The following is a 10135-nucleotide window of genomic DNA, read 5'->3' as shown; positions in this document are numbered from 1 at the left end:
GATCTCGTTCGGCAGCGTCAGGTCCTCGCTCTCCAGTATCGCGCCCAGCTGCGCCGCCGTCCGGGCGCCGACGACCGGCGCGGCGACCCCGGGACGGTCGCGGACCCACGCGAGCGCGACCGCGAGCGGCGACCGGCCGAGTCCCTCGGCGGCGGTCACCACCGACTCGACGATGCGGGCGCACTCGTCGTCCAGGTACGGCTGGACGAAGTCGGCGTAGTGCGAGGCGGCGGCGCGCGACCCGACCGGGATGCCGGTGCGGTACTTGCCGGTCAGGACGCCCCGCCCGAGCGGCGACGACGGCAGCAGCCCCGCCCCGGCGTCCACCGCGGCGGGCACGACCTCCCGCTCGATGTCGCGGCTCAGCAGCGAGTACTCAAGCTGCGCGGACACGACGGGCGCCCGGCCCGGCCACGCGCGCTGCCACGCGGCCGCCTTGGACACCTGCCAGCCCGCGTAGTTGGACACGCCGACGTACCGGGCCCGGCCGGACGCGACGGCCTCGTCCAGCGCCGACAGCGTCTCCTCCAGCGGCGTCGCCGGGTCGTACACGTGCAGCTGCCACAGGTCGACGTGGTCGAGGTCCATGCGGTCGAGGGAGGCGTCCAGGGCGCGGAGCAGATGCCGGCGCGACCCGTCGTAGCGGCCGTTCGGCCGGATCGCGGCCTTGGTGGCGACGACGACGCCGTCCCGGTCGACGAGCTCGCGCAGCAGGTGCCCGAGGATCCGCTCGCTGTCGCCGTCGTTGTACACGTCGGCGGTGTCGACCAGCGTGCCGCCGGCCTCCGCGAACGCGACGAGCTGCGCCGCGGCCTCCTCCGGGCCGGTGTCCTGCCCCCAGGTCATGGTGCCGAGGCCCAGCCGGGACACCAGCAGCCCGCTCCGCCCGAGGTGACGCTCCTTCATAGGCGGTCAATGTAGCGGTCCCGGCGAGCCGGACGCGGCCGGGTCAGAGCCCGACGCGGCCCGGCTAGAGCCAGCCGCTCCTGCGGAGGCGGCGGAACAGCAGCACGCAGATCACCACGATCACCACGAGGACGACCGGGTACGAGTACGTCCACTTCAGCTCGGGCATGTGCTCGAAGTTCATGCCGTAGATCCCGGCGATCGCGGTCGGCACCGCGATGATCGCGGCCCACGCGGAGATCTTCCGCATGTCCTCGTTCTGCTGCTTGCCGAGCAGCGCCAGATGCGCGGTCAGGACGCTGTTGAGCAGCTCGTTGTGCGCGTCGACCTGCTCGTCGACGCGGAGCAGGTGGTCCAGGACGTCGCGGAAGTACTCGCGGGTGGAGCCGCACTCGGCGACCCGCCCCTTCACGATCTCCTGCAGCACCGGGACGAGCGGGTCCTCCGCGCCGCGGAACTCCAGCACCTCCCGCTTGAGGGAGTACACGTCCTCGACGACGTCCCGCGCGCTCGGGTCGAACACGGCCTTCTCCAGCCCGATGATGTCGATCTCGACCTCGTGCGCGACGATCCCGTACCGGTCGACGACCTCGTCGCACACCGCGTACAGGACGGCGGTCGCGCCGTGCTTGAGCAGCTCCGGCGCGTCCTCCAGCCGCTTGCGGACGGGCCCGAGCGGGTTGCCCGCGCCGTGCCGGACGGTGATGACGAAGTCCGGGCCGAGGAACACCATGATCTCGCCGACCTCGATGTCGGACGTCGCGTCGACGTAGGACAGCGTCTTCAGCACGATGAGCAGCGTGTCGTCGTAGCGCTCCATCTTCGGCCGCTGGTGCGCGGAAACGGCGTCCTCGGCGGCCAGGGGATGCAGCTGCAGCTCGTCCCTGACCAGCGCGAACTCGTCCTCGTCGGGTTCGTGCAGGCCGATCCAGACGAAGCAGTCGCCGTCCGCTCGGGCCAGGTCGAAGGCGTCGCTGATGTCGCCGTCGATGTCGCGGCGCGTCCCGTCGGCGTAGATGGCCTTGTCCACGATCACATGGCGCATTCTCCCGCATCCGCGCAGCGGACGGGCCGCGTCCCGCGATGACGGTCATCTCCTAGAGTGGCCGCTGTGACGACGCTTCTCCTGGTAAGGCATGGCCTGACCGCGATGACCGGCCCCGTGCTGGCCGGGTGGACCCCCGGGGTCCACCTCGACGAGCGCGGCCGCGCGCAGGTCGCCGCGCTCGCCGAGCGCATGGCTCCGCTGCCGCTCGCCGCCATCGTGTCCAGCCCCCTCGACCGCTGCGCCGAGACCGCCGAGGCGATCGCCGCCGCGCGCGGCCCCGGGCGGGGCGCGCCCGTCGAGAAGATCGAGACGGACGAGCGGTTCGGCGAGGTCCGCTACGGCGACTGGACGGGCCGTCCCCTCAAGGAACTCGCCGAAGAGCCCCTCTGGCGGGTCGTGCAGGCCCACCCGAGCGCCGTGACGTTCCCCGGCGAGGCCGGCGAGTCCCTCGCCGCCGCGCAGCACCGCGCCGTCACCGCCGTCCGCGACTGGAACGCGCGGATCGCCGCCGAGCACGGCCCCGACGCCCTCTACGCCGTGTGCAGCCACGGCGACATCATCAAGGCGGTCGTCGCCGACGCGCTCGGCCTCCACCTCGACCAGTTCCAGCGGATCCAGGCCGACCCGGCGTCGCTCACCGCGATCCGCTACACCGAAACGCGCCCGTTCGTCGTCCGCGTCAACGACACCGGCGGCGACATCGCCGCTCTCGTGCCCGAAACGTCCGGCGAAAGCGCCGGAAAAGACGGACTCGGGCCGGATGACGCGGTCCCAGGCGGCGGCGCGTAGGGTCTTTGTCATGCCCGTCATCTCCTACGACCTGCCGGAGCGATTCGTCGCCGGCGCAGTCGGGCGGCCAGGCGACCGCGCGTTCTTCCTGCAGGCGCGTTCCGGACGCCGCGTCACCAGCGTCGGACTGGAGAAGTTCCAGGTCACGCTGCTCGCCGAGCGGCTGGAGGAGCTGCTGGACGAGGTGCTGCGGCGCAGCGGCGGCGAGGCCCCGGTGCCGGCCGTCACCCCGTCGGAACTGGTCGACGACGGGCCGCTCGACCAGCCGGTCGAGGAGGAGTTCAAGGTCGGCACGATGGCGCTGGCGTGGGACCCCGACGACGAGCAGGTCGTCATCGAGGCGCAAGAGGTCACCGAGACCGAGGAGGACGCCGAGGTCGGCGAGGACGACCCCGCCATCGCGGTGCTGCGGGTCCGGATCAGCGCGGCGCAGGCCCGCGCGTTCGCCGAGCGGGCCCTGAAGGTCGTCGCGGCCGGGCGCCCGCCGTGCCCGCTGTGCGGCCTGCCCCTCGACACCGAGGGGCACGTGTGCCCGCGCCAGAACGGATACCTCGGCTGAGATGACGCCCCAGGCCCGTTCCGTCCCGATCTGCGCGGCGCGCCGCAGGTCCCGGCCCGTCGCGGACGAAATGGGCCCGTTGTGCTGGATCATGGACGGCGTGGCCGGAAGAATGAACGCATGACGCAGTCCTCCCGGGACCGGGCGCCCGCGGGCGACGCCGCCGGAGGCGGCGCGTCCGGGCAGGCCGCCGGAGGCGGCGCGCCCCGATGCCCGGTCTCCCCCCGCGACGTCGCCGCCGCCGAGCGGCTGCTGCGCGCCGGGCGGCTCGGCGTGGAGGGCCGGCTCGTCCAGGCGTCCAACGCCACCCTCTACTGCTCCATCGAGCACGACGGGCAGGCCGCGAGCTGCGTCTACAAGCCCGTCGCCGGGGAGCGGCCCCTCTGGGACTTCCCGGACGGCACCCTCGCCGAACGCGAGGTCGCCGCCTACGAGGTGTCCAAGACCATGGGCTGGGGCACCGTCCCGCCCACCGTCCACCGCGACGGCCCCTACGGGCCCGGCATGGTGCAGCTGTGGGTGGAGCCCGACCCCGACGTCGACCTCGTCGCCCTGTCCCGCTCCGAGGACGAGGCCGTCCGCCGCATGGCGGTGTTCGACGCCGTCGTCAACAACGCCGACCGCAAGATCGGCCACCTGCTCCCGCCCGGCGACGGCCGCGTCTACGGCTGCGACCACGGCGTCTGCTTCTCCGTCGAGTACAAGCTCCGCACGGTGCTGTGGCAGTGGCGCGGCAAGCCCCTGACGCCCGAGGCGCTGGAGGCCCTGGGCCGCGTCCAGGACGCCCTGGGCGACGGCGCGCTCGGCACCCGCCTCTCCGAACTCCTCACCCCCGACGAAGTCGACGCCACCCGCCGCCGCGTGGAGCTGATGCTGAAACACCGCATCCACCCCTACCCCCCGGAAGACTGGCCGGCCATCCCTTGGCCGCCCCTGTAAATCTGGAGTTTGACCCCGGTCTTCGGGCGAATCGGGGTGGGTGGTGCAATTGGGGGCATGTGCACGGCGATCATCAGTGTTGATCCGTCCTCCCCGGTTCCTGTGGTGGTTGTTGGTGTGCGGGACGAGTTCGTCGCGCGGGAGTGGGAGCCGCCGGGGCGGCACTGGGCGGATCGGCCCGGGGTCGTCGCCGGGCGGGATCTGCGGGCGGGCGGGACCTGGTTCGCCGTGGAGCCCGCGGCGCCGCGCATCGCCACCGTCCTGAACGGGCGGGGTCGGATGGCGCCCGAGGCGGGCAGGTCCACTCGGGGGGAGCTGCCGCTGCGGGTGGCCGCCGAGGGCAAGTTGGGGCGGGTTGATCTCGCTTCCTTCGACCCGTTCCATCTCGTCGGCGCGGAACTCGACCGGGTGCGGTTGTGGAGCTGGGACGGCGTGGATCTCGCCGAGCGCGATCTCGGGCCCGGCCTGCACGTGATCGTCAACAGCGGGCTCGAGGGCGAAGGGCAGCTTGAGGGTGAGACCGAGGACGCGTACATGGCGGCCCGGCTTGCGCATTTCCGGCCGCGGCTGGCCGCGGCGGCGCGTCCCGTGCCCGGGGTGGACGGGCCTCTGGAGCGTGCCTGGGGCGAGTGGCTGCCGCTGGTGAACGGCGACGGCCTGCCCCGCGCCGACCATCGGGCCCTGCTGCCGCTGCTCGACCTCGGTGACGGGCGGGTGTGGGGCACGACCTCGGTCAGCCTCACCGCTCTCAGCGCGGACGGCGTCCGGTACGACTTCTCCGCCGTCCCCGGTGATCCCGCCGCCTGGACGCGGGTGCTCTAGCGCCGCGTTCTCCCGACGGCCGGTGTTTTCCGTCAACCGGCGGCGGTGCGATGACGCTCGGTGTTAGCTTGGCCACTTATCGCGATCTGCATGGGCGGTGGGGGCCGCCTGCGGGGCCGGTCATCAGCAGACGGGGAGTGCGCGGATGGCAGGGGTGGGATGAGCGGGCGCGTCGACGTCGGCGCGCGGCCGGTGGTGAAGCCCGCGGAGCCGGGGCCGGTGCAAGGGCGGACGCCGTCGCAGCTGGCCTGGGGGCGTTTCCGGCGTGATCGGGTCGCCGTCGCGTCCGTCGCCGTCCTGGTGGTCATCGCGGTGTTCGCGTTGCTGGCACCGTTCTGGGCGTACCTGACGGGCCATCCCTATGACCAGACGTTCCCCGAGACGGGGCTGGACGTCGCCGGGCAACCGCGCGGGCCCGGCGCGGAGTTCCCGCTGGGCGCCGACCAGCTCGGACGCGACGTCCTCGTCCGCGCCGCCTACGGGACGCGCGTGTCCCTGGTCGTCGGGGTCTGCGCGGCGCTGCTCGCCACCGTCGCCGGCACCGTCGCCGGGACGCTCGCCGGGTTCGCCGGGGGCGCCGTCGACGCGCTGCTGGCGCGGCTGATGGACATGACGCTCGCGCTGCCCTACCTGCTCGTGGCGATCACGCTCGCGACGACGTTCCGGGTGTCGTCGGCCCCCGCCGGGCTGGCGCTGACGGTCCTGGTGATCGCGTTCTTCTCGTTCGCGGCGGCCGGACGGGTGATCCGCGGCCAGGTGCTGGCGCTGCGGCGCAGGGAGTTCATCGAGGCGTCCCGCGCGCTCGGCTCGTCCGACGCGCGGATCATGGTCGTGGACGTCCTGCCGAACCTGGCCGCGCAGATCACCGTGCTGGCCTCGCTGCAGATCCCGGCGGCGATCGTGTTCGAGGCGACGCTGTCGTTCCTCGGCGCCGGGGTGCCGCCGCCGGTGCCGAGCCTGGGCTCGATGCTCGGCGAGGGCAGCGACGCGTTCCGGGCCGCGTGGTGGCTCCTCGCCGTCCCGGGCGCCCTGCTGCTGCTGACCACGCTGGCGTTCAACCTGGTCGGCGACGGGATCCGCGACGCCCTCGACCCGCGCGGCGGCGGCCGGGCCGGGCGCGGGCGGTGAGCCGGGGGCTGCCGCGGTACGTCCTGCGCCGCCTGCTCTACTCGGCCGTCGTGCTGTGGCTGGTGTCGACGCTGGTGTTCGTGTTCCTGCACGTGTCGCCCGTCCCGGTGGAGCGGGTTCTCGGGGGGCCGCGCGCCACCGCCGAGACGCTGGCGCAGATCCGCGCCAACCTCGGGCTCGACCGGCCCCTGCTCGTCCAGTACTGGCGGTTCGTGGGGCAGCTGCTGCGCGGCGACCTCGGCGACTCCTACATCAGCGGGACGCCGGTGTCGGCGCTGATCGCGGAGCGGCTTCCCACGACGCTGTGGCTGGTCTTCGGTGCGGCGGTCTTCTGGGTCGCCGGGGGCGTCGGGCTGGGTGTGCTCAGCGCGTCCAGGGCGCGGTCGCTGTGGGACAGGGCGGCGACGGCGTTCGTGCTGGTCGGCCTGTCCACGCCGCCGTTCGTGGTGGCCCTGTCGCTGCTGTACGTGTTCGCGACCAGGCTGGGCGAGACCGGCGTCCACCTGTTCGAGGCGGGCCCGCCCATGCAGGAGCACTTCCTCCGGCGGATGATCCTCCCGTGGGCGGCGCTGGCGTTCCTGATGCTCGCGTCCTACACGCGCCTGACCCGCGGCGCGATGCTGGACGTCCTCGGCGAGGACTACGTGCGGACGGCCCGGGCCAAGGGCCTGCCGGAGCGGCGCGTCGTCCTGCGGCACGGGCTGCGGCCGGCGCTGGCGCCCGTCGTCACGCAGGCCGGCATCGACCTCGGCGCGCTGGTCGGGTCCACGATCGTCACCGAGAAGGTGTTCGGGCTGCAGGGGGTGGGGCAGCTCGTCCACCAGTCCATCGCGACCGGCGACACCCCGGTGATCATCGGGGTGACGCTGACGGTGACGCTGTTCGTGATCGCCGCGAACCTGCTGGTGGACATCGGCTACTCGGTGCTGGACCCCCGCGTCCGGCCCGGCTGACCGGACACCCGCGACACTTGACCTGATCTCGCCGCAAACCCGCGAACAGGGCATGGCTAAGCTTTCGGTATGCGATCGTGGCCCGCCTCAGAAGTCCCCGGCCTTCCCGACGCGGGTCTGCCCGCCGCCTCCCGGCCGCTCCGCCTCCACGACACGGGGACGGGCACGGCGCGCCCCGCGGGCCCGGCGGAGCCCGGCGGCACCGCCCGGATGTACGTGTGCGGGATCACCCCCTACGACGCGACCCACCTCGGCCACGCCAACACCTACCTGGCGTTCGACCTCGTCAACCGCGTGTGGCGGGACCTCGGGCACCGCGTCCACTACGTCCAGAACGCCACCGACGTCGACGACCCGCTCCTGGAACGTGCCCGCGACACGGGGGAGGACTGGCGGGCCCTCGCCGACCGGGAGATCCAGCTGTTCCGCGACGACATGACGGCGCTGCGGATCCTGCCGCCCGACCGGTACATCGGCGCCGTCGAGGCGATCCCGCTGATCGTCGAGATGATCGAGAAGCTGCGCGGCCGGGACGCCGCCTACGAGCTGGCCGGCGACGTCTACTTCCCCGTCGCGGCCGACCCGGCGTTCGGGCAGGTCAGCCGGCTGACGCGCGGGGAGATGGGGCCGCTGTCCGCCGAGCGAGGCGGCGACCCGGACCGTCCCGGCAAGCGCGACCCGCTCGACCCGATGCTGTGGATGGCGCGGCGCCCCGGCGAGCCCGGCTGGGAGTCGCCGTTCGGCGAGGGCCGCCCCGGCTGGCACGTCGAGTGCTCCGCGATCTCCATCGAGTACCTCGGGATGGCGTTCGACGTCGAGGGCGGCGGCTCCGACCTGGCGTTCCCGCACCACGAGATGAGCGCGTCCCACGCCCAGGTCGCCACGGGGGAGCGGCCCCACGCCCGCGCCTACGTCCATGCCGGGATGGTCGGCCTGGACGGCGAGAAGATGTCGAAGTCGCGCGGCAATCTGGTGTTCGTGTCGAAGCTGCGGGAGTCCGGCACCGACCCGATGGAGATCCGGCTGGCGCTGCTGGCGCACCACTACCGCGCCGACTGGGAATGGACCCGCGGCGGACTGGACGAGGCCGCCGCCCGCCTCGGCCGCTGGCGAGCCGCGGTGTCGCGGCCGTCCGGGCCGCCCGCCGCGCCCGTCGCCGCGGCCGTCCGCGACCGCCTCGCCGACGACCTCGACGCCCCGGCCGCGCTCGCAGCCCTGGACGCCTGGGCCGCGGCGGACGGCGCGGACGAGGCCGCCCCGGTGCAGGTCAGGGCCATCGCCGACGCGCTCCTCGGCGTCGTCCTCTAGACGGTCACTCCAGGACGTAGCAGTCCCAGTCGGACGGGTTGCCCGCGTCGCCGCGCAGCCGCGCCTCGGCGTCGTGGCGGTACTGGGCCGCGCACACCGACGTCATCTCGATCGGGGTGTCGACGCCGATGTCGCCGTCGCGGGGCACGCAGTACCACTTGGTGCTCCGGAACTGGGCGTTCCGCTCGCGGGCCGCGCAGTACTTGGCGGGGCTGGGGGAGCCGAGCACGACCGGTTTCGGCGGCGGATCGCTGGTGGCCGGGGGGCCTCCGCCGTCGCCGTCCCCGGGCTTGGTGCCGCCGCCCGGCCCCGGCCGCCCCGGCGCCGCCGACGACGCGCTCGCGCGGGTGCGGCTCGGCTTGGCGGATGACGGCCCGGACGACGGGGCGACCGCCGATCCGGGCGCCGTCGCCTGGCCGTGCGGGCCGCCGGCCTCGGGCCTGTCGTCCTCGGGCCGCTCCAGCAGGGTGTATCCGGCGGCCCCGGCGAGCGCCGCGACGATGACGGCGGCGAGGGCCGCGACGACCGCCCGCCCGAGGCGGCGCTTCCGGCGCGGTGGGCGGGGGCCGGATCCGGGTCCGGGTCCGCCGGCGTCCGGGGCCGGGTCGGTGGCCGCGGGCGGCAGCGTGTTCTCACCGGCCCCTTCGCCCGGCGCCGCGCCCGGCACGGGGGCCGCCATCGGCGGCAGCGGCGGCACGGGCGCCGGGAGCGCGGACGGGGACGTGATGGCGGCCGCGGCCGTGTCGAACGCGTCCTCGTGCCCGACGAGCCGCAGCAGCAGCTGCGCCGCCGTGGGCCGGGACGCGGGGTCCTTCGACAGCGACGCGGCGACCAGTTCCCGCAGCTCGCCGTCCAGGTTCCCGAGGTCGGGCTCGTGATGCAGGACGCGGTACATGACCGCGGGAATGGAGTCGGAGCCGAACGGCGCCCGCCCGGTCGCCGCGAACGTGATCGTCGCGCCCCAGGCGAACATGTCGGCGGCGGCGCCGACGTCCAGCCCGGACACCTGCTCGGGCGCCATGTAGGCGGGGGTGCCGACGGCGCGGCTGCTGACCGCGCTGGCCGCGTCCAGCACCCGCGACAGGCCGAAGTCGATGACGCGCGGGCCGTCCGGGCCGAGCAGGACGTTGTGCGGCTTGAGGTCGCGGTGCACGATCCCGGCGCGGTGGATGGCGGTGAGCGCGCTGGCGGTGCTGACGGCGAGCCGGTCCAGCGCGCCGCCGGCCATCGGCCCGTCCCGCGCGACGGCCCGGTTCAGCGCCTCGCCGGGGACGTACTCGCTGACCAGGTACGGGCTGTCGCCGGCGACCTCGGCGTCGAGGAACTGGGCGGTGCAGAACCGGGCGACCTGCTTGGCGACCTCCGCCTCGCGGACGAACCTGGCCCGCGCGGTGGCGTCGTCGTCGAACTGGACCCGCAGGAGCTTGACGGCGACGCGCTGGCCGTCGGCGCCCGCGCCGAGGTAGACCGTGCCCTGCGCGCCGGAGCCGAGCCGCCCGAGCAGCTCGTAGCGCCCCAGGCGCGCCGGGTCATGGGGTTGCAGCGGCTGAGCATCCGGCAACGGGGAGCTTCCTCTCGTCCGGTCGTCGACTCGGCGGGGTGCACGTCAGGGTAGGCCCGCCAGCCTATAGACGACCAGCCAGTGGCGTCGGGCGCGTTCCAAACGCCCTACTTTAGACCCCT

At 74.1% G+C, this 10135-nt stretch carries 10 protein-coding genes; 7 read left to right on the top strand and 3 right to left on the bottom strand.

The genetic code is table 11. The annotated features are described in order from the left end of the window. Together ACH35V_RS42070 and ACH35V_RS42065 are read right to left on the bottom strand one after the other, a co-directional pair. On the bottom strand, window positions 1–906 hold a 906-nt coding region (locus tag ACH35V_RS42070; protein WP_395980504.1), incomplete at its 3' end, for an aldo/keto reductase. Window positions 907–970: 64 nt separating this feature from the next. After that, window positions 971–1951, bottom strand: coding sequence for a magnesium and cobalt transport protein CorA (locus tag ACH35V_RS42065; RefSeq protein ID WP_395980503.1), 981 nt, complete (start codon window positions 1949–1951; stop codon window positions 971–973). Window positions 1952–2017: 66 nt separating this feature from the next. Here ACH35V_RS42065 and ACH35V_RS42060 point away from each other — a divergent pair, with 66 nt between their 5' ends. The 7 genes from ACH35V_RS42060 (at window position 2018) to mshC (ending at window position 8452) form a co-directional block, all read left to right on the top strand. Continuing rightward, entirely contained in the window at window positions 2018–2743 is a 726-nt protein-coding gene (locus tag ACH35V_RS42060; RefSeq protein WP_395980502.1) for a histidine phosphatase family protein, read from the top strand. Window positions 2744–2753: 10 nt separating this feature from the next. Then, entirely contained in the window at window positions 2754–3302 is a 549-nt protein-coding gene (locus tag ACH35V_RS42055; RefSeq protein ID WP_395980501.1) for a DUF3090 domain-containing protein, read from the top strand. A gap of 120 nt (window positions 3303–3422) precedes the next feature. Next, window positions 3423–4241, top strand: coding sequence for an SCO1664 family protein (locus ACH35V_RS42050; protein ID WP_395980500.1), 819 nt, complete (start codon window positions 3423–3425; stop codon window positions 4239–4241). Window positions 4242–4298: 57 nt separating this feature from the next. Further along, window positions 4299–5063: an NRDE family protein gene (locus tag ACH35V_RS42045; protein ID WP_395980499.1), complete on the top strand. Its 765-nt coding sequence runs from the start codon at window positions 4299–4301 to the stop codon at window positions 5061–5063. Window positions 5064–5222: 159 nt separating this feature from the next. Continuing rightward, window positions 5223–6191: an ABC transporter permease gene (locus tag ACH35V_RS42040; RefSeq protein WP_395980498.1), complete on the top strand. Its 969-nt coding sequence runs from the start codon at window positions 5223–5225 to the stop codon at window positions 6189–6191. Further along, complete coding sequence (locus ACH35V_RS42035) at window positions 6188–7144, top strand: ABC transporter permease (protein WP_395980497.1); 957 nt, start codon at window positions 6188–6190, stop codon at window positions 7142–7144. The genes ACH35V_RS42040 and ACH35V_RS42035 overlap by 4 nt, the downstream gene beginning before the upstream one ends. A gap of 69 nt (window positions 7145–7213) precedes the next feature. Further along, window positions 7214–8452, top strand: coding sequence for a cysteine--1-D-myo-inosityl 2-amino-2-deoxy-alpha-D-glucopyranoside ligase (gene mshC, locus ACH35V_RS42030; protein ID WP_395980496.1), 1239 nt, complete (start codon window positions 7214–7216; stop codon window positions 8450–8452). Window positions 8453–8456: 4 nt separating this feature from the next. On the opposite strand, the gene ACH35V_RS42025 is transcribed toward mshC, so the two are convergent. Further along, window positions 8457–10013, bottom strand: a complete 1557-nt coding sequence (locus ACH35V_RS42025) for a serine/threonine-protein kinase (protein WP_395980495.1) — start codon at window positions 10011–10013, stop codon at window positions 8457–8459. Window positions 10014–10135: the final 122 nt, after the last annotated feature.

The sequence above is a fragment of the Actinomadura sp. 1N219 genome, assembly GCF_044326405.1.
GTDB lineage: Bacteria > Actinomycetota > Actinomycetes > Streptosporangiales > Streptosporangiaceae > Spirillospora.
The sequence above is the reverse complement of the archived record's forward strand: the minus strand, read 5'-3'. Positions and strand labels throughout refer to the sequence as shown.

Coding starts and splice junctions, on each gene's coding strand:
- ACH35V_RS42065 (WP_395980503.1), bottom strand. CDS start 1,951: ATGCGCCATGTGATCGTGGACAAGGCCATCTACGCCGACGGGACGCGC.
- ACH35V_RS42040 (WP_395980498.1), top strand. CDS start 5,223: ATGAGCGGGCGCGTCGACGTCGGCGCGCGGCCGGTGGTGAAGCCCGCG.
- ACH35V_RS42045 (WP_395980499.1), top strand. CDS start 4,299: ATGTGCACGGCGATCATCAGTGTTGATCCGTCCTCCCCGGTTCCTGTG.
- ACH35V_RS42055 (WP_395980501.1), top strand. CDS start 2,754: ATGCCCGTCATCTCCTACGACCTGCCGGAGCGATTCGTCGCCGGCGCA.
- mshC (WP_395980496.1), top strand. CDS start 7,214: ATGCGATCGTGGCCCGCCTCAGAAGTCCCCGGCCTTCCCGACGCGGGT.
- ACH35V_RS42050 (WP_395980500.1), top strand. CDS start 3,423: ATGACGCAGTCCTCCCGGGACCGGGCGCCCGCGGGCGACGCCGCCGGA.